This is a genomic window from Synechococcales cyanobacterium CNB (assembly GCA_030263455.1).
Classification (GTDB): domain Bacteria; phylum Planctomycetota; class Phycisphaerae; order Phycisphaerales; family UBA1924; genus CAADGN01.
In genome coordinates this window covers 285,463-310,845 of record SZOZ01000002.1, presented here as the reverse complement: position 1 = coordinate 310,845, position 25,383 = coordinate 285,463, and the positions used below count along the sequence as shown (strand labels likewise).

The following is a 25,383-nucleotide window of genomic DNA, read 5'->3' as shown; positions in this document are numbered from 1 at the left end:
CCCTTCTCAGTCGCTCTTGCGGTTCTCACGGGCAGGCTCGTCCGCCGCACGCTCGGGCAAGTATCGCCCCTTCGCGCGCCACGCCTCGTCGATGATCCGGAGGTAACGCAGCGGGTCGGCCTTCACCTTGGGGTGGCAACTCGCGCAGCAGAACCGCAGCAGCCGACCGGCGACCACCATCTCCGACGGCTCGCCCATCGATCCCAACTCGCCCCCCGCCACGATGCACGTCGTCAGGGGGTAGTCCTTCCGCTGCGCGTCCGCCGCGGCCTTGTCGAGTTTCTTCATCAACGCGCGGGGGTCCGCCCGAAACTCCTTGACGCAGCTCCGGCAGCACAGCCGCACCAGCCGGTTGTTGAACACGACCTCTGTGGCCACGTCCCGCCCGTCCTCCTTCAGCGGCTCGTCCGAAACAACGCATGTCTCCAGCGGGTAGAACGGTCGCTGGTCCTTGATCATCGCCTCGTCCACCTTCTTCCATGCTGCCGCCGGGTCGGCCTCGAACCGTTCGATGCACCCCGAGCAGCAGAATCGGACCTCGCGCCCGTCGTAGCGCTTCACCACGGGATCGCCCATCGAGCCGAGCTTCCGCCCCGAGATCGGGCACGTCCCGAGCGTGTACAGATCCGTCCACGGCTCCGCGTCGGCGGCCGCGCCCGTCTCGGGTTGCTTTTCAGCATTCGCGCCGTGCTGCTCCTGCCCCGGCTCGCGCCTCGCCCTGGCGAGCGCCACGAACTCATCCTTGCGGGCCTCGTCCCACGAGAGGAACTGCTCCCCGCACCCGGGGCAGCAGAGGCCGATCGTCAGGCCCTTGTACTCGACCGTCCCCGCGGACGCCACGATCGGCTCCTTCCCGATCGGGCACATCGCGTTGACTGGCGTTGCCTGGCCAAACACGACACGACCGAACGACGTAACGAACACGGCGGAGAGCATCCAGAACTTCTTCACGTCGAACCTCCTTCTTCCGATGGTATCACCGCACCGTTGCCGTCCGAACGACGGCGCTTCCACTCGGCCATCCAGCAGTACAGGATGGGCACAACGAACCACGTGATCGAAGCGACCGCCATACCCCCGAATGCGGGAATCGCCATGGGGATCATGACGTCGGACCCGCGCCCCGAACTCGTCAGCACCGGCAGCAGGGCGATCACCGTGGTCGCGGTTGTCATCACCGCCGCCCGGATCCGCAGCCGACCCCCCGCGATCACCGCCCGCCGGACCTCCTCGACCGATGCGGGGCATTCCTCCCGCATGGTCTGGTCGATCCGCGTCGCCATGATCACGCCGTCGTCAGTCGCGATCCCGAAGAGCGCGAGGAACCCCACCCACACCGCCACGCTCAGGTTGAACGGCCGCACCTGGAACAGATCGCGAAGGTTCGTGCCCATCACGTCCACGTCGAGGAACCAGGGCTGCCCGTAGAGCCACAGCATCGTGAACCCGCCGCCCCACGCCACGAACACGCCGCTGAACACCATCGCCGTGACCGAGACGCGACGGAACTGCAAGTACAGCAGCAGAAAGATGATCGCCAGCGAGAGCGGGAGCACGATGCTCAGCCGCTGCGCAGCGCGCACCTGGTTCTGGTACGAACCGGCGAACTCGAAACTCACCCCCGGCGGCACCGTCAGTTCGCCGGAGGCGATCTTCGACCGTATCGCTGCGCGCGCCTGCTCCACCACGGCGACCTCGGCGTGCCCGGGCCGTTTGTCGAACAGCACGTACGCCACCAGGAAGGTGTCCTCGCTCTTGATCATCTGCGGTCCGCGCCGGTATTCCACGCCCGCCAGCTCGCGCAGAGGCACCTGCGCGCCGCCCGGCGTCGGAACCAGGATGTCGCCCAGCGTCTCGGGCTGGTCGCGCAGTTCACGCAGGTACCGGACCCGCACCGGATACCGCTCGCGACCCTCGACCGTCGTCGTCAGCGGTATGCCTCCCAGCGCAACCTCGATCACGTCCTGCACGTCCGTGATCCGCAGCCCGTACCGCGCGATCCGCTCGCGGTCGATGTCGATCTCGAGGTAGGGCGAACCCACCACGCGGTCCGCGAACACCGCAGCGGGCTGCACCGAAGGAACCTCCTTCAGCGCCCGCTCCAGTTCCACGCCGAACGCCTCAATTGTCGGCAGGTCAGGGCCGTACACCTTGATCCCCATCGGCGCGCGAAACCCGGACTGCAGCATCACGATCCGCGTCTCGATCGGCTGGAGTTTCGGCGCGCTCGTCACGCCCGGCATCTCAGCCGCCGCCACGATCGCGTCCCACACGTCCTGCGCCGAACGAACCTCGTCGCGCCACTGCCGGTAGGGCCGGCCCTCGGCGTCCTCAACCAGCTCACCCCGTTCGTCGCGCACGAACTCGCCCGTCCCCGGATCGACCCGGAACATCAGCAGCCGCCCGTTCGCGTCGGTCCGGTACTCGCTCCGATACTGGATCAGCGTCTCGACCATCGAGATCGGCGCCGGGTCGAGCGGGCTTTCGACACGCCCGATCTTCCCCACCGCGACCTCCACCTCCGGCACGCTCATGATCCGCCGGTCCAGCTCACGCAGAATCTCCGTCGCCTCGCCGATCGAGGCGTGCGGCATCGTCGTGGGCATGTACAGGAATGCGCCCTCGTCCAGCGACGGCATGAACTCGCTCCCCAGACCCGGGAACGCGTGCGCGACACGTACCACCGCCTCGCGCTCCCGCACGCTCTCCGGAAGCCACCGGCCCCACAGGCGGTCGAACCCCAGCCACACCGTCGCACCGAACACCACGACCAGCGCGGCGGGCGAGAGCGCGATGGCCTTGTGCCGGAGCGACCATGACAGCACGTGCGGGAACGCCAGGCGAACCAGCCAGAACGCGAGCAGAAGCCCGCCCACGACCGTCCCGATGAACAGCGCGTTGCGTGGAATCCCCGCCGCAGGCCCGAGCGGCTCCCACGCCGCGGCGAGCGCGACCAGCACCACCGCGACCGCCACGAGGTTCGCTGACCATTCGAGCGCGCGCGCCACGCGCTGCGGCAGCAGGCTTCGCACCGCATGGAACGTTCCGAACGCCGTCACGACGATCCCCGCCGGCGCATGGACGCGCGCCGCGATGGCCACGCCGGTCAGCGCGATCGTCACTCCTGCCGCGATCCGTACCGCACCGCGCCGCATCCGCATTCCCAGCAGCACGTGCGCCGCGGTCGGCAGGATCGTCAGCGCGATCACGATCGACGCGATCAGGGCGAACGTCTTGGTGTACGCCAGCGGCTTGAAGAGCTTGCCCTCCGCGGCCTCCATCGCGAAGACCGGCAGGAACCCGACGACCGTCGTCGCCACCGCCGTGAGCACCGCGCTCCCGACCTCGGCCGAGGCCCGGTGAATGACCCCCAGTGTCGGCTCCCCAGGCCCCGCCTCTCCCAGCCGACGCAGGATGTTCTCGCTCAGCACGATCCCCATGTCCACGATCGTCCCGATCGCGATCGCGATCCCCGACAGCGCGACGATGTTCGCGTCCACCCGGAACAGTTTCATGCCGATGAACGTCATCAGCACCGTGATCGGCAGCATGGCCCCGATCAGCAGGCTGCTCCGCAGGTGCATGACCATGACCACGACCACCACGATCGTCACCAGCACCTGCTGCGAGATCGCCGCGTTGAGCGTCCCCAGCGTCTCACGGATCAGCCCCGTGCGGTCGTAGAACGGCACGATCGTCACCCGGCTCTCCGTCCCGTCCGCGAGAACTTTGCTCGGGAGCCCCGGCGCGATCTCCGCGATCCGCTGCTTCACCCGCCCGATCGTCGCCATCGGGTTCGCGCCGTACCGCACGACGACGACGCCCCCCACGGCCTCCTCGCCCGCCTTGGTCAGCACGCCGCGCCGCAACGCCGGGCCGACCGACACCTTCGCCACGTCCCCGACCAGGATCGGCTGCCCCTCGCGTGCCGTGATCGCCGCGAGTTCGATGTCCTCCACCCCCTCGATGAATCCCAGCCCGCGCACCACGTATTCGACGCGGTTCGCTTCGATGGTGCGCGCCCCGACGTCCAGGTTGCTCGCGCGGACCGCGCCGACCACTTCGTCCAGCGTGATCCCCGCCGCACGCATCGCGTCCGGGTTGACGTCCACCTGGTACTCGCGCACGAAGCCGCCGATCGAGGCGACCTCGGACACGCCCTCCACGCCCGCGAGCTTGTACCGCACGATCGAGTCCTGGATCGTCCGCAGCTCGTCCAGGTCCCACCCGCCGACCGGCCTTCCCTCGCGGTCGCGCCCCTCGAGCGTGTACCAGAACACCTGCCCCAGCGCGGTCGCGTCCGGGCCGAGCGCGGGCGCCACGCCCTGCGGCAGCGTCCCCGCGGGAAGGGAGTTCAACTTCTCCAGCACACGCGAACGCGACCAGTAGAAGTCGATCCGCTCCTCGAAGATCACGTAGATCGACGAGAATCCGAACATCGAGTAACTCCGGACGTCCTTCACGCCCGGGATGCCCAGCAGCGCCACCGTCAGCGGATAACTGATCTGGTCGTCAACGTCCTGCGGGCTGCGGCCGGGCCATTCCGTGAACACGATCTGCTGGTTCTCGCCGATGTCCGGGATCGCGTCCACCGGCACCGGGTCGCGCGCCAGCGGCCCCAGGTCCCAGTCGAACGGCGCCACCAGAACGCCCCAGAACAGCGTTCCGGCCAGCACGATCGCCACCACCAGCTTCTGCTCCAGGCAGAAGCGGATCAGCGCGGATACGGCCCCGCGGGGGGCAACAGGGGGAGGGGTCACGGCTCGCCCTCCCCGCGCGCGAGAGGAGCGAACCGACCACGAACCTCCCCGCATCGCAGCATCGCCGCGCCGAAGTACGGGTTCGCGACCGCCTCCGTCCGCTGCAGCCACTCCGCCCCTCGGCTGTCGAACGCCATCGGGCAGTAGGCAAGATGCCACGTCTCTGAACCCAGGTGCCCGAAGCGGCGTTGCAGGTCGATCGCTCCCTCGCTCATCCGCCTGAACCGCTCCCGCGCGTCGTCCAGCGTTTCGGCGCGCCCCTCCTGCCGCAGGCGCGACGCCGACCGCCGCCACGTCCCGAGCGGTTCCCCCACCAGCCCGGTCTCTCGCACCAGGTCCAGCGCGCGCCGCGCGTCGTCTGCGGCACGGTTGAACCCGTCGAGGTCATCAGCTGCCAGCGACTCCTGCGCATCAAGGTACGCCGCGTACACCGGTTTCAGCCCGAAGAGGAACAGGTCCGGCATCCGCACGCGCTCCGGTGCGCTCGCCCCGTGCCCTGCGTGACCCGAGGGCGTGCCGGCTTCGCTCCCTTCCGGCGACATCATGCTCGGCCTGGCCGAGATCTGCATCGCGCTGTCGATCCGGAACGCACCGCTCACCACCACCGACTCACCCTCGCGAAGCCCCTCGCGCACGGTATAGAACTCGCCCGCGCGCGGCCCGAGCACGACCTCTCGCCCTTCGTAGGTCGGCCTCTCAGTTCCCTCAACCGCCACGTACACCACCGAGCGCGTGCCCGTGAACAGCACCGCCGAGCGCGGCACCACCAGCGGCGCGACCGCTGCGGCAGGATCACCCACCACGCCCAGCGACTCCGCGGGAACGAGGTCCATCCCGCAGATGTCGCACTTCCCGGGGCCGTCCTTCACGATCGTCGGGTGCATAGGACTGACCCAGCGTCCGGCGAGTTCATCACCCACGACCGCCCCGTTCTCGGCCACTCGCGGACGCACGATCGCCGACGCGAACATCCCCGGCTTCAGCCGCCTGTCCGCGTTCTCCACGGCCACGCGCACCGTCGCCGTGCGGGTGTCGTCCTTCACCACCGGCTCAATGAACGAGATGCGTCCCTCGAACATTTCGCCGGGGTGCGCTTCGACCGTGAACCGCACCAGTTGCCCCCAGCGCAGCAGCGGCAACTGCGACTCATACGCCTCGAGGTCCAGCCACAGCCGCGAGAGGTCCGCAACGGTCGCGAGCGGCGCGCCGGTCATCACGTAATCCCCCTCGCGCACCGCCAGGCCGGTCACCACGCCGCCGATCGGCGCGAACACCGTCAGGCCGAACAGCCGGAGTTTCTCGCGAGCCGCGCGCAGCGTGTCCTCCGTCGCGCGCCGCAGCAACTCGCTCGCCGAGCCTGCTCCATCGGCGGCCGCCCGCGCCTGCCGGAGCTCCTCGAACGCCGCCAGCAGTTCCGGGCTGTACATCTCGGCCAGGTGGTCCCCGCGGTTCACGGGCACGCCGACGTAGTTCACGAAGAGCCGGTCGATCCGCCCCGGGAAGTACGCCGTCAGCCGCGCCACCGACGTCTCGTCGTACGTGACCTTCCCGTACAGCCGCACCTCCGTGATCGGGAAGAACCGGCGAACCGCCGCCGTCTCCACCTGGCTCAGGGCGGCGGCCTCCGCGCTCAGCGCCAGCCGGCGCCCCGCCTCTTGGCCGTCCGCATCGTCCGTGACCGGGATCAGGTCCATGAAGCAGATCGGGCACTTCGCCTTCGGGTCCGGAAGCCGGATCTGCGGGTGCATCGAGCACGTGTACATCCGCACGCGCCCGTCATCCGTGGCCTGGGATACCGCGCCGGCCTCGCTCGCGTGCGGTTCGGGCGCGGGCCGGCCGAGCCGGTAGCCGACCACGAACGCCGCAACGATGAGCGCGACCGCGACGCCCGCGCTGACGTGCCGCCACGCCCATGCCGCCGCCCTCCGAACCCCGCCGGTGAATCGTTTCACGGTTCGTCCTCCGTCGCCGCATCCTCCGTTTCCGTCGGGAGCATCGTCCCGACGAGCCGATTGAGTCTTGCCAGCGCGATGCTCCGGTCAGCGCGGGCCCGTTCCGCGGACATAGCGAACTCGAGCAGGGTCCGCTCGGTGTCCAGCAGGTCGAGGAAACTCGTCTCGCCCGCGCGAAATCCCGCCAGCGACGCGCGGAGCGACTCCTCCGCCTTCGGGATGAGCGTCCGTTCATACAGCCCGACCCGCCGGTGGGCGTCGGTGTGCTCGAACCACGCCCTCGCCACGTCCGCCGCCACGCGGTTCGCTGCTCCTTCGCGCTCGTGCGAGATCGCAAGCCTCAGGGCCATCGCCTCTCGAACGGCCGCGTTGTATTTCTCGCGCCACAGCGGCACGCTCATCCCCAGCCTCAACTTGATCGGGTCGCCGTCGAGGTCTTCGCCCATGTCTTTCTCAAGGAACGTGTACTCGACGCCCGCGCCAAACCCCGGGAGCCCCTCCAGGCGCGCGGCACGCTCGAGCCGCCGCTGTTCCTCCGCACGCTCGTCGAGCGCGAGCAGGTCAGGGTTCGCGGCGCGTGCAACGCCGGCCAGCGCAGCCGCGCTCTCCCGAACGACCCGCCCGGGAACGCGCCCCATCGCGAGGACGGCCGCGTCCGAGGGCCGGTTCAACGCGGCGTTCAACTCCGCCACGAGCGCGGGACGCATCGCGAGCAACTGCGTGAGCCGGTCCTCCAACTCCCCGAGTTCCACCTGCGCCCGGATCAACTCGGGGTGCGAGCCGGCGCCGACCCGATACCTCGCGCGGATCACCTGTTCCAGCGAGGAAAGCAGATCGAGGTTCTCCCGCGTGATCCCGATCGCCGCGTCGAGATACGCCGTCTCGTGCACGGCGATCGTCACTCGCTCCGCAACCGCCAGGCGCGCCGCCTCGAACTCACGCCACGCCGAGGCCGCGCCGCGCCCGGCCGCCTCTTCGCGCGCCCGCAGCGTGCCGGGCCACGGGAACTCCTGCATCGCCCCGATCATCGCCTCGTCGCTCCGGAAGTCGTACTCGAAATCCGCGCGCGGGTCGGGCAGCGCACGCGCCTGCGGCAGCCGCTCCACCGCCGCTCGCCACCGCTGGTACGCGCTCTCCACTTCGGGGCTGTGGTACAGCGCATACCGCACGTAGTCGTCCGTCGTGGCCGCGTCGGCCAGCGTCGGCGCCGCCCCGGGGTCTTTCGCCCGATACGCCGACCCTGGAACGTTCCCGCTTCCCGAGGGCCGCGGGCGCACCGAAGATCGGTCTTCATCACGCGGCGGTTCGAACGGCGAAGCGCACGCCGTCAGCAGCGCGGCCGCCGCCACGCCGCACGCGCACGCGATACATCGCGATGCCATGCCAGGCTCCCGTGTGTCGTGAGAGAGGGGATTGTCGTACTGAACGTCAGAGAGAGCGCCGCGACGGGCGCGCACCGTTCTTGGGCGAGCGGGTCTCTACGTTCTCCAGACCCCGATCAGGGCCTGCACGCCGTTGTGCCCGAGTCGCTCCAGCAGCGAGCGACCGCACGGCTCAACCGACCGCGTCGCGGACTCCGGTTCCCCGGCCCGGGCCTCCGCCATCCGCGGAGCAGGCACCGCCATCAACTGGTCACGCTCCGGCGAGGGCCGCGGTGCGGGAGCGGGTTTCGAAGGCTCGCGCGTCGGCGTCGTAATGCACCGGCACGGCCCATCGCTCCGTCGGCAGTACGTTGTCTCAAACTGCTCTCCGCAGCACGAGACCTGCACCAGCACCTCGTGGCAGGCCGCCTCCCGCTCGCAGTCCACATCGCCGCCCGGCAGTCCGCGAAATACGCCCCACGCGGGCGGTATCCCCGCGAGCACGAGCGCCGCCATGGCCAGCCATCGAAACATGCCCATCCAGTCTATCGGCGCGGCCGAAGGTTGCCTAGAGCCATGCTTGGGATACACCCAGCCCGTCCGAAGGTTGCCGTGCCGCCCGGATGTCCACCCGGGCGAGAAGGCGGACAACCTCGCGATGACGCGAGCGTGCGTGAACCCAACGAAAACGTATGGAGCCGGGGGGAATCGAACCCCCGAGCACTCGCGGAATCTCCGGGAGAATACGCCGATTCCGAAGGGCGCGCAGCGCCAGGCGCAGCGCTGACCGCACCGGGGGCCAAACGGGGCGCAGGACGGGGTCGAACGGGCGGCCCAACAGGGGGACCTGTTCCGTCCACGTCGCGGCCGAACGCAGGCGGCGGCCACGCCCCGCCCGACGCCGACCTGGCCCGCCTCGTGGCGGCGTGGGCCAACCTGCCCGCCGACGTGCGTGCCGGGATCGTTGCGGCGATGCGGACGGCCACGCCCGCCCACTGACCCCGCCCGACGCCCGACAGAACCGACGAAACCCGCGATGCCGCGATGCCGCGGGCCATCGCCGCCCGTTGTGTCCGAAGCGAAGGCGAACTGCGGCCGGCAGCGTTGGGCAACCCGGACGCCAACGGGTCCTCCCGGGCCGAGTTTCCATGTGAGGCCCGCGGGAACAGGTGCGGGGAATGACTGAGTTTGTTGCGCCTGTCCGGGCGGCGGAATTGCATCCGGGATGTCGCTGCCTTGGCTTGCTCCCTTCAATGCCTGGAGGAAGGAACTCTGCGGAGCAACTGCGTCTTCATGGCCGCCGTCGAACGCTGTGGTGGCTCCGATTGAAGTCAGCCATCCGCTCGTTCAGAATGTGGACCACTTCGGCGGCCGTGTTCGCCCCGAAGGCACGGTCGTCAGGCACTTCGGGATAGCGCACGCGTTCGTCGATTCGTTGGTCGGCTACCCGACCGCTCCAGCCATCTACCCGAACCGCGATAATCAGCCTCTTGTAGATCCATGCGAGGCATATCTCCGACATCGTGCCAGCGCCGCCGCCGACTGCGACCAAGGCATCCGCATGGGCCACGATCGAGTTACGAACGTGATCGAGGCCGGAGGGAATCACGATGTCGACATAAGGATTGGCCTCGGAGGGATCGTGCCCGGGCAACACTCCCACGGTATCACCCGGGGCGTAGCGAGACGACATCCTGGCACCTCGGCACGCAGACTCCATGACCCCGCCAAGCCCTCCGGTCATCACGCGGAATCCCGCGTCAACGAGCGCTCGCCCGATGTTCTCGGCAAGCAAGTCCTTGGATGTGCCTGCCGTAACGACCGCGTCGCCGACAACCGCAACAATTCTTCGACGAGTATCAGACTTCATGGATCAGCCTCCAGCCTCGCCGGCTTTGTGCCCGACAATCGGATTGTCCCTTCCTCGCGATCCGCTCGGTCAAGGGTGAAATCGAACGGCGCCGGCTGGATGCCGATGAAGCCCGCTCGCGAGAGCAGGGCGGACAGCGCCTGCCGGTCATACGCGAAGAGGTGCTCCCCGTACCGATCCCGGAAGTGGTAGTTCACGTGCTCGATCGGCAACCGGACCTCCGGTGGATGCCATCGCTCCCGTGCAATCCGGAAGTACTCGGCGTTGTCACCTGCCACGTACGCTCCAATGACTTTCTCTGAATCCGGCACGCCAACGCGGACTGTGCCGCCCGGAACCAGCACGCGGTAGCACTCTGTGATGACGTGCAGAGCCTCGTCCGGATAGGCAACGTGCTCCAGGACGTGCTCCAGGCGGACGCCGATCATGCGCCCGTCGGGAATAGGCCAGCGGGCGCGAATGTCGAACATCACGTCGGCTCGGCGGTAGAGGTCCGCGTTGATCCACCCAGGAATGAGGTACTTGCCACGCCCCAGGTTCAGCCTTTTGCCTTGAAAGTCCATACGCCGGGCCTGCCAGCAGCCGAGGATGTGACGGGCCGAATACCTCGCCTCACGCAGAACACACAGAAGGGCCAGATGTAGCGGCGACCGACGCGCCGTCGTTGCGATCGGGGTAGTACTCATGCGAGTACCTCCCCGCGACTCCACGACGCGATCTCGTCATATTCCACGAACACCCCCGCGAGGTAAGGCACGGCCGTTGTGCGGACTCCCCGGAGCGTTGCCAGGAATGCCATGATGACGAAGTCGTGCGTCACCGCCACAGCCCGGCGGGTGTTTGCTCTCTCTGCGGCCAAGGCAACGTCTCGGATGGCACGCCGAACTACATGGTCGCACGGCGCGAGGATTTCCGGCATCAAAGAGCCGTCCATCCATGCCCTCATCAGACCTGACCAGCCCAATCGGGATTTCACGAGTTCATAGGTATCCAGATCGGCGATGCGGAAATCGACCAGAGAGTCGAGCCGTGTCAGCGATTGTTCATTGATCCCGGCACCGCGAGCAACGGCCGCCGCGGTCCGCACAGCCCGCAAGACGGGGCTGGACATGACCGCGACACCGGTACCCAGTCTTCGGCCAAGGGACTCGGCCTCTGCGCGGCCGTTCTCGGTCAGGTGAACAGCATCCTTCTGCTCGGCGCTCAACCCGGCGAACGAGGGCCTCTCACCATGTCTGATGAACAGGAGTCCGCCCTGCTCGCCCCATACAGATTCCGTGACCTAGTCCGCCTGCACCAGCGCATTGTGCAGGTTCCATCGCGTCCTCGGCCGAGGCGGTTTGGCGACAATCGCGGCGATCTGCGATTCTCGCCTCGCACGATCCTCGCCCTTGCCGAGCCCGGATGGCTCATAGAGATAGATCGGCTCACGAATCCACGACTTCCGCTGAGCCATCTCCACGATGGGCAGCATGAACGCCCAGTCGACGGCGATATCAACGTACTGATCATTGACACGGAGATCGTGATCCGGGATGGCATCGAACAGATGTTTGCGGAACGACCGTAGGTGCTGCCAGACGTTGCCGCCCCGCGCTGTCCGCGGCGAGTCGAGATTCACAGCGTACTCGACGTGCTTGTCAGTCCGAAGCATCGAGCCGATCGTGACCTCGCTGCCGCGTGCGTACTCCTCACCAACCCGGTTCAGTACTTCCGGGCCAATCAGCGCGTCGTCCAGGTCCAGCGTGACGATGACACTGTTCGGGTTCGTGCAGACGTGCCGGATGGCTAGCGTCAGGTTCGCCATCTGCCCTCGCCGATCGCGGGGCTGGATCAGCGTGCATCGATCCTTCCACGGCTCCAGCGCGAGTCGGAGATGCTCTCGGGACAGGGGCTCTGAGCCGTCATCGACGACGACGACTCCCCAGTCATCTCGTCGCTGCGCCGCGAGAGAAGCCAAGCATCTCGCGATACGGCCCGACGGGACGTTGCGGCCTGTGATCACAAACACGAAAGGCTCGCGCCGGTTCCGCGGCACCCACTCCAGCGGGCCGCCAACGAGATCAACCTTGCCCATCTGAGCCTGTGGACAGAAGTACTTCTCGACCAAGTCGAGCATCAGCATCCAATCGCTCACAGATCGCTTGAACTCGTTTGGTGGATGGATAAACCCAGTGTCCGGCGTAGCCCCTCGAAGGGACGCGAGCCTCCCCTCCTGAGCAGCCTTGTCCATGGATCGATGCCACGACAGAGTCGGTACACCATCGACGGTCGTATTCGAGAACGGCCGGGCTTGAAGAAGGCGCTGCTTGTGAAAGAGGCATGCCCGTGCTTCGATACGCCACGGCGTGCCGTTGTCGTCCGGGGTAAACGGACGCGCCTCCGTGTGGCACACACTCATAGACGCGGTCACGGCATGATTGAGCCGATCGATTGCCACGATCATTTCGCCGAGATAGTCGTCCGTGTGGGTGGCGCGCCGAACCAGAATGTCGGAGTCAACCTGGAGGACGTAATCGCCTTTGCAATGCTCCAACGCCCAGAGCGGCGCGACGAGTGGTGCGCCCGCTGCGCTGTGGGTGTGCTCGCTGTCGATCCCAAACCACGCGCCCAACACGCGCCGGGCGTCTTGTCCGGGGCCCGGACCAATCAGCACCCGGTCGAGCAGTCCAATCGAACGCAGCCGCTCGGCCTCACGCACGATGCCGTTCATGTCTGCGGGTGCGTGCTGCCTCACGAACCCATCGGAACGAGAGTCGATCACGAGCACCCGCTCGCAGAACACCCACGGACCTTCCAACTGCGTGACCAGGTGACGAACCTGGCGATCGATCGTGGCCGCCTCCATCGCGCAGGTCTTGATAAGGAGGGAGATCGGTGGAGCACTGTGAGCCGCTGGGCTACGCCGGCACACCAATGTCAGGAAGTCCGACGCCGGCTCGAATCGCTGTGTGTCCACGGTCTCGCTGGAGATCCGTCGCTCGACATGAAGTCCGTGGCGGAGCAGATCACGCTCGATGCGCGAGAGCGGTCGGTGATACTCCCTTCGTCCGTTGCCCGTTTCCGCGTTCTCCACGTACCAGAACGTATCGTCGTAGGTCACGTTCGACGGGAGATCCCGTCGGCGGTGCAGCGGCGTCGGAAGGCCGAAGGTCGCGTGAGGGTGGCACACGGTCACAACCACGAGACCGTCCGGGCGAACCGCCTTCGCGATGTCCGCCAAGGCCTGCTCATACTCAGGACCGTCACCGAGTTCGCAGAGCACCAGCGACGAGATCACGGCATCGAACGGCCCGGCGGCCAGCGCTACCTCACGATTCGTCGTCAGGGCCAGCGTCGACGGCAGCGGGTCGAATCGGCGCCACGACTCCTCGATCCCACGCCCCGGGTCGTAGCCGACAACCGTCAGTCCGGCCTCGGCGAGGTGGCGGGCACTCCTGGCTTTCTTGCCACAGCCATAATCGAGCACGCTCGTGGCGCCTGACTCGAGGATGAGCGGATCAACAATGGCTGACACCATGCGGGTCGCGGAGGGGCGATGCTCGTTCAGTGCCTGCCAGAACCGCTCGAAGCCGTCGAGTTCAGGCATGGTCTTGTCCGTGATGGCGCGGCGCATGATCTCGTCGAGGTCCGGACGGTGAGGCCATCGCCAGGTCAGCCACGCACGCTCTGCCATCGCCCGGTAGCCGTCGTCGGTGTACGGGCGAATATCCGAGCCGTAGTCGATGAGTTTCAACCCCATCGCGGTCACCCGCAGGTTCCTGGGATGCATGTTCCTGAACGAGATGCCGTACGACTTGCATTCTCTGAGGAGTGCGAGCAGATCCGCGCCGTACCCGCCGTTGTAGGGCGTCGATTCCTCAAACGGGTACACCACGAGAAGTGTCTCATCTCGCACCTCAACCCGGACGAGTGGGTAGAGATGCCTGGGCTCGTCCATGCGGGCGGCGAGAGACCGGAGAGTGGCCAACGTGTCGTGGTTCGGGCGTCGTTTGAGTAGATCGAAGACCTTGAACACCCGACGCTCATCGGTGAGGACAATCCCTTCGCCGCCGGCCCCCAGCAACCGGAGGTCCTTCACGCCAAAGGCACGCTTCAGCAGCGCCCTTGCACGGCAAGCACGCGCTTCGGCGACCGCCCTGTCGGATGAAGAAGGCGTGCTCCGCGTCGCGCGGTACTCGCTGATCAGGCCGTCCATCGAGGCGAAGGAGTCGCGGACGTGCTTTTCCAGTCCGGCCTTCCGCACTTTCTCCGCGATCTGCGCGATGATGGTGGGCCTTACAAGGCTGCAGATCCTGTCCATCTCCGCGGCGATTGTCGCCAATGCCTGCCGTGTATCGTCGTGCGACCACGGCGAGGAACCATCGATCATGCGCCGCGCTCGGCGTCGGATACTGTCCGCCAGCCCGAACACCCGCCATCCGCTGAGTGTGAACGCCGCCAGCCGCTCGTCCATGTACTTGCGGACCAGTCGGGTAGCTTGTCTAAGTTCCTCGGGTGACCATGCCAGGAGCGGGTCGCACCGACGTTCCTGCGGCCTCGCCTCCATCAGTTCGCTCGCCGCCCGGAATAACGCATATCCGAGGATGTCTTGAAGCAGGGTGTCTTCGTCGAGCCGGTTCGGCGTAGTGAACGAACGGTCGTGGCGCACGCCCGCGGCGGCGTGCATCACGAGCCTCAGCCCCATCTGGTCACGCATGAGCATGGCCGTAAGCATGTCCGACCGCCTGACGTACTGGTTGCCGATGCGGGCAATGTTCTGGGGGTATGCGAGAAGATGCTCCGGAGTGAAAAAGATCGTCGAGCCACCACGCTGCACGGATGGCTCGGCGTCCTTCGCCAAGGATGCCGCTTCCAGAACCAGCGGACGGAACACCGGCTCACCCGCGAGCAGCCGATGCACGCGGTCAGCGATCACGCGCAGCGCATCCGCGTGCGTCGCACCATCGCTCGGCGGCTGGAGTGAGAACGGCGTTTCAAGGTGCTCGGTGTGCCGAGACAGGTCGTAGTAGGCGTCCGGCATCAACGAACGGGTCGTAACCTCTTCAGCCGTCCTGTCGATCCAGAGTGCGTCGGGCGTTGATCGCTCCAACTCACTCAGGTATCGGTCGAGATCAACCAACTGCATCCGCAGAGTGGCTGAGAAGGGGAGCGGCGCTGCGCCGGTGTCCGGACCGATGACCACGTCCACGCCCTGTTCCCGGAGTTGGATCAGCGACGCAATGTCCGGCGTCTCCCGCTCGATCGTCTTGCCGCCAACATCCACGCGAATCGAGAGCCGCTTGTCATCGTCCAGAATCCACGCCGCGGCCCCCGGGTGCCCCGCCGCGATCCGACCCACGTACGTGTTGAGCACCGTGCGCGACACAGCAATCGGGAGACGCTGGTCGTGGGGATTGGGCGTATCGACCAGAACACCCTGCTCCCAGTCTTCACGCTGACGCTCGATCGTGATGAGGTCGATGGCCAACCCCTCCGCCTGAAAGCGACGAACGAGTTCATGCAGGGGTCGCGTCCCGTCCTTGGGGATTGGGCCGTTCTCGACGACAACTGCCGTGACTCCGGACACATCGGGCCGCGCCTTCAGTCGGACAAGATCGGAGAGCAGTCCCTCCACATGCTGCTTGGGAGCAGCATCGGTCACGAGGCCAACGACAAACTCCATTGACTTCGTCGAGCGTTGCAGCGGCGCGAGTTCGACAGGCCGGAATGCCTCGGGCTCAGGCGGCCGCCAGCCGAATAGTTCGAAAGCCCGCTTGGCCGCAACCTCTCGTGCGGCTTCATCAAACCGGGGTGAATGTTTCCGCCAAAACCGCGTGAGGCCGTCGAGCTTCGCCGGGGATGCGGGCGCGGACAGGCGATCTTCTCGAGGGTCCGCGTAGTGATGGACGGTGTGCATCGACGTTGCGCCGAATCGCAGCGCCGGGAGGTCGGCCAGCCTGATGCACAGGTCGCGATCGGTGCAGCTCGGCAGGTGCTCATCGAAGCAACCTGCGTGCAGCAGCAGGTCAAGCCGCACGAACAGGTTCGAGCCCTGGATGTGCTGGCCTCGGATGAACTGCTCGCATGCATCGAGTGATTCAGGAATCGAGTGCCGATGCCCGGGATCGTCTGGCGCTTCGTGACGTATCAGGCCCGAGACGACCATGTTCAGATCACGCGAGATTGCGGCGTCAAGGCACGCCGCGATGTGGTCCGTGGCCCACGCGTCGTCGTCGTCGAGTACGGCGACGAACCAGAGGTCAGCGTACCGCGCGATGTCCACGTCGCGGTGCAACTGGTCGATCCCGGTGTTCCATGCGCCGGCGGCTCGCGCCCGAGTGCGCCGGTTGCGCATCACGGTCACGCGAATCCGATTGCCGCACTGTGCCTGAAGCTGCCGTGCCAGTTCCGCCAGGTCCGGATCTGGCAGTTCCTCCTTGGTCCTATCCGCAACGATCACGAGCCGGTCGGGCACTCGTGTCTGGGCGAGGATGGACGGGAGCGCCCGTTCACGGAGCAGGTCAAACCTGTCACGGGTGGCGATGAGCGCAACGACAGCGTGGCCGCTTACGGATTGTGGACGTGTGTCCATCGGGATACCTCCGATGAGCGAGGTGGGAATCCGCTGGCGTCGCCACGCAGGAACGCGCGGCTATGCCCGTTGGGCACATCCCTCGATCGTCGGAGTAGTCGCGTGCAGCTCGCTCGAGCTCGGCCGCAGGAGAGATCTCGTCGCTCATCGATTCGAGATCCGAACCTCGCCTCACGCTGCCATCCGGCAAACAGGGAGTCACGGTCAGCGGACGATCCTAGGAAACCAGCCATGAACGCGTCAATGAACCTCAGTTGCAACCTCAACGATCGCCGCGCCAGTGTCGCAGCGGCCGGGTCGTTCGATACGCCGTGACCACCTTCCCGTCGTCGGCGAGAATCACCGCAACGTTGGCGACGATCTCCGCGTGCTTGCCGAGCGCCGCTCGTGCCCAACGCAGGGCTCGTCGGCCGAGGTACAGCACGTGGCAGCCCTCGCCGGCGTCGAGCCACTCGCCGAACTCCAAGACCATCCGCAAGACCCAGGCGCTGATGCCTCGCTGCGCCATTCGCGCCTGGGCATGCCCGCTGAGTACGACCGGAACATCGTGTGACCCCGCAGCCTGACCGCATGACAACGCTCGCGCGGCATCGCCGCGCCTGCCCGACCAACTTGTCCTTTCCACGGTTTGCCCTGCCGCGATGCCGGATCACCCTTTCGGGGCCGAGCTCGGGAGTACGGCGACACGCCGACTCCGTATGGTCGTGGCGGCCCGGATTTGAGTCGGTGCCGCCGGGGCTGTGACCACATCCCACCACCGGATAGAAGACGCGACGGGCGGGGGATCAACCCCGGGGCCAGTGAAGTGGGGCGTTCATCGCATCCCCACACGACTGGCTTACTCGCCTGCGTCCCCGGGCAGGGACGAACGAAGCATCCGTTTATATGCGCGAACCCATGCCGGGTTCCATGACGCGGACGTATTCCGTAACCCCTGTCGCCCAGGCCTGTTCGGCAACACCCGAACGAAATTATCTCCCTCTGCCTGTGAAGAGCAGGCCCCGTGCTTCGGTCGCACGCCCCCCACCGGACTACGGACAAGACTCCGACCCCTCGCTACTGCCCGCAAGGGGCATGCGGGCCAAGTCCCCGCCCAGTTTCTCCTGCCGTTTGCCCACAACGGGTAGATTCTCGGCGAATCCTCGCCGAATCGCCTTGCTGCTGGCGCGATGTCACGGCTTCATGTGTCACAACGCGGGGCAAACAACCACGAACCCCGCGAAGGAGAACGCAGCGATGAGCACGAAGAACACCATCCCGACCCAGGCCGACCTCGACGCGATGATGCCCGCCCTGCGGGCGCTCGCCAACACCACGCCCTTCGGCTTCGCCAAGGTGGCGCACAGCGGCGTGGGGGGCACGGCGAACCCCGACGTCAGCATCGACCTGCCCACGCCCGGCGGCAGCCCGATCAGCATCAACGCCCACGTCGCCTACGGGTCGGTGTGGGAGGTCACCGTCTCGGGCGCGTCCTTCCGCCTCGGCACGCCGGACGAGGTCCGCACCACCGCGGCGGTGCTGAACATCGCCCACGCCGTCGCCGCCCTCCTCGCCTCGATCACCACCACCCCCACGACCCCCACCAGCCGCTGAAAGGACGTCGCCATGAGCACCAAGCGCACGAACATCGACGCGATCACCAAGCGGAAGTCCCTCGCCGCCGAGATGGAGTGGGCCAAGGTCGAACTGCTGCTCGAGACGCTGGAGACGCGCAAGCGCGACAGCCTCGACATCCACGAGATCCCGGTCTGGTCCATCCGCGACCTGGTCCGCCACGCCTTCGAGAGCGGCTACCGCGAGGGCCTGCACGCGGGCTACCGCCAGGGACGAGCCGACGCGGCCCGCGAAGCGCGTGGGGGGGCGGGACGCGAGGCCCCGGCGGGGCCGCGAAACCCTGAACTCACAACCGACTCGACGACCTGAAGCCCGCGACGAGCGGGCTTCGGTGTTTACCGGAGACCACCAGCACCCCGAACCCCAAGGAGCACGACCATGACGAAGCGCACCAACAAGACCGAACCCACCGCCGCAGAGACCTACGCCGCACGCCGCAGCGACATCGCCCGCCTGCTCGACGTGCTGGAGATGGAACTCGACAAGCACGACGAGCGTGCCAAGGCCGACCCGCGCAACTGGGGCCTTCCCGGCAACCTCGGAAAAGTCCGTAGCGACCTCATCGACCTGGTCGGGTTTCTCAGCGGGATGGAGCGTGAACGCATCGAGGAGTTTCTGCGCGACGCCGAGTGACCCCCGGCCGCGCCGCGCGGCGTCGCGGGAGACCGCGACGACCCCGCTTCCCCCCACGACCCGCCGCAGCGTGCGGCGGGCAATCGCACCAAGAAGAAGGAGTCCGACATGGCACGCAAAGGCACGATCAAGAACATGGGCAAGGTCCAGCGCGAGATGAGCGACGCGTGGAAGGCCCGCAAGGCCGCGAAGACAACCGCAACGCCCGACGACAAGACCCCGCCGACGCGCGAGGAGGCCGACCGCCTCGCCGAGCGGGCCGCCGTCGCGGTCTTCGGCCCGGCGGTCCTCAACCCCGCCCCGGACACCAGCCCCGCGATGAAGCGGGCCGTCGGCCCCGGCGGCAAGCGCATCCCCAAGCGCAAGCCCGACGCCACGTCGCCGAGCGCCGCGGCGAAGAAGACCAAGCCCGCTGCGGAGCGGAAGGCCGCCAAGCAGGCGAAGCCCAAGCCCTCGATGTCCCCGCGCGAGAAGAAGCCCGAGCGCGTCAGCGCCCTCGACGCCGCGGCCCAGGTGCTCGCCGCGAGCGAGGTGCCGATGCGGGCCAAGGAGATGATCGCCGCGATGGAAGCGAAGGGTCTGTGGAAGAGCCCCAGCGGCAAGACGCCCGAGGCCACGCTGTACGCCGCCATCATCCGCGAGATCGCCGCCAAGGGCACCGCCGCCCGGTTCAAGAAGCACGAGCGAGGGGTGTTCGTGGCGGGCTACGGAACGAAGGGAAACAAAAGCGGTCGTTCACTCTGACGGACCAGCCTGCATCTTCTTCAGCAGCAGAGCAAGTGCACGAATCCAACGTCCCAGCGCGGCCGCTGCTGGCCTGACTTCCGTCAACGCTACCTCCTGATGGGCCACGTGCTGATTGCGGAAGTCGTAAATGGCGTTGACTTCTTCAAGAACCTTGCGGCTGCCTGTGAACCTGAAGGCCTGCCTGATCGCTTCAAATACGCCCGTGATCCTCGTGTTGTCGTTCAAGGCAAAGTCCAGACAGTCACGCAGCATGCCCAGCGGCATCAGCCCGCTGCTGTACAGGATCGTCTTCCGGATGTTCTGTGCGAGTCGCTTGTAGGCTTCGACCGGTTTGGCAGTCGCTCCCGAGATATACGGCTCGAACCACGCCCGCTGCTCCGAGGGCATCCCGGGTACGAATGGCCCAAGGCGGTGCAACACCATGGCCTTGGCCGCGCTATCCAACTGCCCCAGAAGCGACGTGAAAGCCGGGGCGAGGTTCGATCCCTCGCGCTTGCTCAGGAACTCGAACATGAGGATGGCCTCTTCCGCAGCCTTGCGGGCCTGCTCCGGCAGGGCGTCCATCGTCGCCTGATCGATGAACGGCGGGAGCGCTGCCCGGGCCTCCTTGGTTACCGCCTCGGCGAAGAGCGGTGCCTGCTCCAGAATCTCGCGCTCCTGGACAAGCGTCTGGAGCGCCGGTGCGCACGCACGGACCAGGTCGTCCAACCGCCCCCCACTCATCGCCTCCACAGCGTTCTGAGGGACGAACAAGTACGACCACTTCACCCCGGCCTTGCTTGCCTCCTCGCACCACGCGATGGCGGACTTGGCCTTGCGCGGAACGTCTGCGTCCTCTCGGCCCTTGGTCTCGACAAGCCAGTACGTGCCGTCGGCACCTCTCACGAAGAAGTCGGGCGCGTACGTGCTCAACTGCCCGTTCGCCCGCACATAGTCGATCCGCAGCGCCTGCGGGCCTGCGTTCTTTGCGAAGGCAACGACACCATTGTCGGCAAGGTCCAGGAACGGCACGATCGCCGCCTCCAGTCCGCCCCGGCACGGCACGAGGTTGAACATCGTCTTCTGCGCCGAGCGGCACGGGTTCCGCTCGCTGTGCGACGCCTTGTACGGCTTCCAGTCCTTCAGCGACATCGGCGGAAGTTCCGGCGCACGCCGCTCGACCTGAATCGTCCGCTCGCGCACCATCGGCACGAACACGTGCAGCACGTGCGTCACGACGTCAGGGTCCGCGAGCCGCGATGCGATGCGATCGTCGTACAGGCTCACCGGCTGCTCAAAGAGCACTTCCTCAATAAACGACTGAATCAGGCTCCCGAGGATCTTGAACAGACCCTGCACCTTGCACTCCGCCTCGATCAGCCCCACGTAGTAGGTGATCGCATAGGCCCCGGTCGCCATCTGCGGCAGGTCGATCCGCAGGCGGGTCAGTATCTCCCCGGTCGTCAGCGACCGCCCCTCGAAGTCCACCACCCGGTCGGTCTTGCTGTCGATCGGCAGTTTCTGGAGCCGGCCGAACGCCGCCTTCACGTCGCTCATCGTCGGCGGCTCAAGCACGGGCTTGCGCGAGAACCCCGCCGACAACTGCGGCACCACGATGTCCAGCGCCGCCGCGTCCTTCTTCGGGTCTACGAAGATGTCCACGGTCGTCTTCTGCGGCTTCTCCGCGTCGACGATCTCGGGGATCACACCCTCCTGCTCGAGTTCCTCGCGGTACAACTCGGCGAACGCCGGGTGGTCGATGACCGTCACCGCCTCGATCGTTCCGCCGGGCGTGCCCGGCCCGGTCATGCGGCGCAGGCCGCGGCCCAGCGTCTGCTCCGCCAGGATTCCCGACTCGGCGCTGTACTTCCGCAACGGCACGATGGTCGTGACGTTCCTCACGTCCCACCCCTCGCGAAGCATCATGACCGACACGATGCACAGGTACGGACTCTCGCCGCTGTCCAGTTCGCGGCTCAGTTTCCGCAGCGCCTTGAGGTCCTCCTCGCTGATCTCGCTCTCCTTCTCTTCAAAGACCGGCTGGCGGTTCTCGCCGCTTCCGCGCATCACGATCCTGCCCTTCAGGTTCGTGTGCAGGTTGATCGTCCGTCCCTTGAGCAGCGGGAAGTTCTCGGGGTCATCGTTCAACCGCCGCGTGATCTGGTCCGCAGCGTCCGTGCTCTCGCACATGACGAACATCAGGGCCTTCCTGCCGACCTTGCTCCACTCCTCCTGCGCCGCCTTCCAGCGGTTGTACCCCAGCCGCAGGTGCATGTCGTACTTGTACCCCGCGTCCTTATGCGGCCCCTCGGCGAGTTTGCTCGCCTTGCCGATGATCGGGAACTTCACGATTCCGCCGTCCACCGCTTCGCCCAGCGGCGTATCGCAGACGCAATGCCTGAACAGGTTGCCCTCGTTGTCCTTGGGCGTCGCCGAGAAATCCAGTTGTTGCACGATCCCCGCCCCGCCGCGGCTCTGGCACCCGCGGTGCAGGGCCTCGATGGCCTCGTTCCACGCCGAGTCCGGATCCCAGACGTGGTGCGCCTCGTCGTTGAGCACCATGATCGCCTTGTGCGCCGTGATGCGATCGCGCAGCGCCGCCCCCACGTCCAGGGCGCTCGCCTTGCTCACACTCGGCCCCATGAACTCGTGGTACTCGGCCTCCTTCTTCCCGCGTCGCTTCGACGGGTCGTACAGCCGATGGATGTTCGTCAGGTAGATCACCCCCCCCGTGGCCGCGCCGCCCGCCGCGTCCTGCTCCACCACCGAGATGTTCCAGTCCCCGCGCCACTCCGGCGGCACGATCGGGTCGCCCCGCGGCGGCGGGTCGAAGATCCGCCCGCCCCCGAAGTCGTCCTTGAGCCGCTCGTACACCGTCAGCCCCGGGGCGATCAGCACGAAGTGCTTCGCCATCGGCGAATCGCTCTCGAACAGCGCGTGGAAGTACGACCACGCGATGCACAGCGCCATGGCCTTGGTCTTGCCGCTGCCGGTGGCCATCTTGAACGCCGCCCGCCCCCACGCGTCCTCGCCGTCAGGGACGCCCAGCGCCGCCGTCTGGAGCAGCGGCCCGCCGTACTCCGCGAGAATCTGGCTCACGCGGTCCGTCCGCCGAACCTCCTTCAGATAGATCAACGTCTCCACCGCCTCACGCTGGCAGTAGTAGTACCGGAAGTCCACATCCCCGTCCGGCCCGGGCACGCGGTGTGAACGCTCGAACCAGTAGTGCAGCAGTGTCCGCGTGGTTGTGCTCGCGCCCGGGTAGCCGCACTCGCGCCATTCGCGCACCAGGTCGCGCAGCGTGTTCACCACCGGCAACTTGCTCGGCCTACGCCGAGCGATCACCGGCGCGGGCTTCCCCGGACCCTCCGCCCGCCCCCGGTGCGCCGTCGGCTCCTCCCACGGCGCGTACAGCGGCGACACAGCATCCAGGTTCAAGGGGGCCTCCTCACGGGCATCCGCGGCTGGCGTCGGGGTCTTGGCCATGGCTCACACCCTCACCTTCACCGTGATGCTCGTATCGCACCCGAACACGTCCACCACCTTCACGCACGCCGTGTACTCCCCCTTCTTCGCGTACACGTGCCCCGCGTCGCTCACCGTCTTCAAACTCCGGTCCTTCCGCGTGCGGTAGTCCTGCCAGTGATGATTGAACGGCTTGTCTTCCCGCCACTCGAAGTCCACCGCCCAGAAGTCGATGAAGTCGAACCCGCTCCTGATCGCCCGCTCCCGGATCGCCTCCAGTTCCTTCGTCGGCACCTCCGCGAGGCTCGGCAGAAACCGCGTCAACCTGATGTCCACCGGCGCCGGCCCGCCCTTCTCCGCCGGCGCGCGATACACCGGCTCGGCCTCCAGCACCGCCACCTCCAGCCACGGCGGGGGGCCCTTGCGGTTCTTCTCCATGATCTCGCGCGGGATCCTGTAGATGCGGATGTCGATCCCCATCTCCGCCCGGATCGCCTCCAGGCGCTGGTGGATGTTCATCTCGAAGTCCCACGCCAGGCAGCAGAGTTCCTTGGCCCCCATGGCCGCCGCGGCCTTGGCCACCTCCCGCGCCTCCGCCGCCGTGAAGATCCCGTCGATCCCATTGACATGGCACAGCGCCCGCCCCTTGCGCCCGTGAATCAAGGGGTGGCTGGCCTTGCCCGCTTCCAGCATCTCCGCCCGGAAGAACTCCAGCACCACCCGCCGATGCTCCTCGTCCGCCCCCTTGAGCGCCTCCTGCTGCCACCACTGCCGCTCGTAGCGCCCGAGGTTGTAGAGGTCGAAGGCCCGGTACGGCTTGCCCTCCGCGTGCAACTGCCGCTGCACCTCGATCATGCGCTTGCGCGTCGTGTGGATGGCGAAGCGGCCCAGGTCGCACATGATCCAGCGGCGGCCGAGTTTCTCCGCCACCGCGCCAGTCGTCCCCGAACCGCAGAAGAAGTCGGCAACTAGACCGTCTTTTGGACAGAACGCCTCCAAGAGTCGCTTAATCAGTGCCTCGGGCTTTTGCGTTGGGTAATCGAGTTGCTCTCCAGCGTTGCCCTTTACGATCGAGATGTCGTAGAACACGTCATCCTGAGTCTTGAACTCGGCATCAAAGTCGAACAACACGTCGTCGTCTACCAAGTCACGACCCAGGTCCTTGGCTACTTTCTTGATACGGCCAAGAACTAGTCGGTCAGTGCTAGATCGAACCGACCCGTAGTACACCTTGTTCTCCTTGAGAATCCTCTCATACCTTGCCCTGTACTCGCTTGGCGCAGTCTTGATAGGCGAGAATCTGTAGCCGCAAGTCTTACCAAATGCGAGAATAGTGTCGTGATTTCGTGGGAATCTCTGCGTCGCATTGCTCATCTTGCCATACCGCCAAACTATCTCGTTGATGAAAGAGTCGGCGCCAAATATCTCTTCCAACGTCATGCGGATCGGGCTGTTGAGCCTCCAATCACAATGCACGCAAATAGACCCGGTATCGGCAAGCAGATTATGGCAGAACTCCAATCTCGTCGACAACATTGAGAGATAGGAGTCCGGACCTCGCCCCCAGGTGTCGCGATATGCCACCATTTCAAGTGCTGAGGCGTCCTTGTGCACAAACTCGTCGTCTTCTTCTCCAATTGGGACTGGCAAAGAGAAGTCCGCCCCCACGTCAAACGGCGGGTCGATGTAGATGAGGTCGACCTTGCCCTTGAACTCCGCCAGCAAACTGGCCATCACGAGTTTGTTGTCGCCCCAGATGAGCCTATTGCGGAAGTCGTCGGCGCGTTTGGACTGCTTCTCGAAGAGCGCGAACTTGCCCGAGGCGATGGCCTCGCTGCGCGGCTGGTCGATGGTCTCGATCTTCTGCATGGGCATGGCCAGAGACGCGGCGTCCACCGTCCGCCGGTTCCCCCACTCGTCGTACTTGCCCTCCCACACCAGTTCGGTCTTCATGGTGCTGAGCGGGTGGGGGTTGTCGGGGCCCCAGCGGACCTGGGCCACCCCCCCCACCCCCCCCACCCCCGCTCCCGCCGGGCCGGCCGATGCCCCGGCGCTCCCGCCCGCGGGCGATCCCGGACCCGCCTGAGCATCAGTGGACGCGGGCGGCACGGGGCTGCGGCGGGCCTGGGCCTTGCTACGGCTGGACAGGCGCTTGCGGGAACTCGGCGTGGGCATGGGAGTACGGTATCTGGTTCCCCGCCCGGCTGCACGGCGCGGCCGCCCGCCACCCGCTGGTCACGACCCGCGAACTGGCGGCCGTGCTGGGCGTGACCGCCGACACGATCCGCGGCTGGGTACGGTCGTGGCGCATCCCATGCCTGCGGGTGGGCCAGAAGACCCTTCGGTTTGACCGTGAGGCGGTGCTGGCCGCCATCCGCGACGGGCACGGCTCGGAAGGGGGTGCGGCTTGAACCGTCACCCCCCCGAC

Annotated in this window: 17 protein-coding genes; 5 read left to right on the top strand and 12 right to left on the bottom strand. The window is 66.8% G+C overall.

Annotated elements, in window-relative coordinates:
• Positions 1–6: 6 nt before the first annotated feature.
• The 10 genes from FBT69_02940 to FBT69_02895 form a co-directional block, all read right to left on the bottom strand.
• Positions 7–951: a hypothetical protein gene (locus FBT69_02940; GenBank protein MDL1903752.1), complete on the bottom strand. Its 945-nt coding sequence runs from the start codon at positions 949–951 to the stop codon at positions 7–9.
• Positions 948–4,814 (bottom strand): efflux RND transporter permease subunit, encoded by a 3,867-nt coding sequence (locus tag FBT69_02935; GenBank protein MDL1903751.1) that lies wholly within the window; start codon positions 4,812–4,814, stop codon positions 948–950. Before FBT69_02935 ends, FBT69_02940 begins: the two co-directional genes overlap by 4 nt.
• Positions 4,757–6,631 (bottom strand): DUF3347 domain-containing protein, encoded by a 1,875-nt coding sequence (locus tag FBT69_02930; protein MDL1903750.1) that lies wholly within the window; start codon positions 6,629–6,631, stop codon positions 4,757–4,759. The genes FBT69_02935 and FBT69_02930 overlap by 58 nt, the downstream gene beginning before the upstream one ends.
• Positions 6,632–6,708: 77 nt before the next feature.
• Positions 6,709–8,094 carry a TolC family protein gene (locus tag FBT69_02925; protein MDL1903749.1) on the bottom strand — a complete coding sequence of 462 codons (1,386 nt, stop codon included), beginning with the start codon at positions 8,092–8,094 and terminating at the stop codon, positions 6,709–6,711.
• 96 nt (positions 8,095–8,190) lie between these two features.
• Positions 8,191–8,607, bottom strand: a complete 417-nt coding sequence (locus FBT69_02920; GenBank protein ID MDL1903748.1) for a hypothetical protein — start codon at positions 8,605–8,607, stop codon at positions 8,191–8,193.
• 757 nt (positions 8,608–9,364) lie between these two features.
• A complete protein-coding gene (locus FBT69_02915; protein MDL1903747.1) occupies positions 9,365–9,943 on the bottom strand; it encodes an acyl-CoA synthetase in 579 nt (192 codons plus the stop codon).
• A complete protein-coding gene (locus FBT69_02910; protein ID MDL1903746.1) occupies positions 9,940–10,506 on the bottom strand; it encodes a hypothetical protein in 567 nt (188 codons plus the stop codon). The genes FBT69_02915 and FBT69_02910 overlap by 4 nt, the downstream gene beginning before the upstream one ends.
• Positions 10,507–10,625: 119 nt before the next feature.
• Positions 10,626–11,189 (bottom strand): histidine phosphatase family protein, encoded by a 564-nt coding sequence (locus tag FBT69_02905; protein MDL1903745.1) that lies wholly within the window; start codon positions 11,187–11,189, stop codon positions 10,626–10,628.
• Between the two features lie 36 nt (positions 11,190–11,225).
• Positions 11,226–16,517, bottom strand: coding sequence for a glycosyltransferase (locus FBT69_02900; protein ID MDL1903744.1), 5,292 nt, complete (start codon positions 16,515–16,517; stop codon positions 11,226–11,228).
• A 262-nt stretch (positions 16,518–16,779) separates the two neighbouring features.
• The gene (locus tag FBT69_02895) at positions 16,780–17,025 is read right to left on the bottom strand and encodes a hypothetical protein (protein MDL1903743.1); all 246 of its coding nucleotides are present in this window, start codon (positions 17,023–17,025) and stop codon (positions 16,780–16,782) included.
• 728 nt (positions 17,026–17,753) lie between these two features.
• Here FBT69_02895 and FBT69_02890 point away from each other — a divergent pair.
• The 4 genes from FBT69_02890 to FBT69_02875 all read left to right on the top strand — a co-directional run bounded on the left by FBT69_02890 (position 17,754) and on the right by FBT69_02875 (position 19,508).
• Positions 17,754–18,110: a hypothetical protein gene (locus FBT69_02890; protein ID MDL1903742.1), complete on the top strand. Its 357-nt coding sequence runs from the start codon at positions 17,754–17,756 to the stop codon at positions 18,108–18,110.
• 12 nt (positions 18,111–18,122) lie between these two features.
• A complete protein-coding gene (locus FBT69_02885; protein ID MDL1903741.1) occupies positions 18,123–18,440 on the top strand; it encodes a hypothetical protein in 318 nt (105 codons plus the stop codon).
• Between the two features lie 69 nt (positions 18,441–18,509).
• The gene (locus FBT69_02880) at positions 18,510–18,764 is read left to right on the top strand and encodes a hypothetical protein (GenBank protein ID MDL1903740.1); all 255 of its coding nucleotides are present in this window, start codon (positions 18,510–18,512) and stop codon (positions 18,762–18,764) included.
• A 108-nt stretch (positions 18,765–18,872) separates the two neighbouring features.
• Complete coding sequence (locus tag FBT69_02875) at positions 18,873–19,508, top strand: hypothetical protein (protein MDL1903739.1); 636 nt, start codon at positions 18,873–18,875, stop codon at positions 19,506–19,508.
• Here FBT69_02875 and FBT69_02870 read toward each other — a convergent pair.
• Both FBT69_02870 and FBT69_02865 read right to left on the bottom strand, forming a co-directional pair.
• Positions 19,500–22,976, bottom strand: a complete 3,477-nt coding sequence (locus FBT69_02870) for a restriction endonuclease subunit R (GenBank protein ID MDL1903738.1) — start codon at positions 22,974–22,976, stop codon at positions 19,500–19,502. The two genes, FBT69_02875 and FBT69_02870, sit on opposite strands and share 9 nt — an antisense overlap.
• A gap of 3 nt (positions 22,977–22,979) precedes the next feature.
• Positions 22,980–24,908: a site-specific DNA-methyltransferase gene (locus FBT69_02865; GenBank protein MDL1903737.1), complete on the bottom strand. Its 1,929-nt coding sequence runs from the start codon at positions 24,906–24,908 to the stop codon at positions 22,980–22,982.
• A gap of 89 nt (positions 24,909–24,997) precedes the next feature.
• Here FBT69_02865 and FBT69_02860 point away from each other — a divergent pair, with 89 nt between their 5' ends.
• Positions 24,998–25,366 carry a helix-turn-helix domain-containing protein gene (locus tag FBT69_02860; protein ID MDL1903736.1) on the top strand — a complete coding sequence of 123 codons (369 nt, stop codon included), beginning with the start codon at positions 24,998–25,000 and terminating at the stop codon, positions 25,364–25,366.
• The last annotated feature ends 17 nt before the right edge of the window (positions 25,367–25,383 follow it).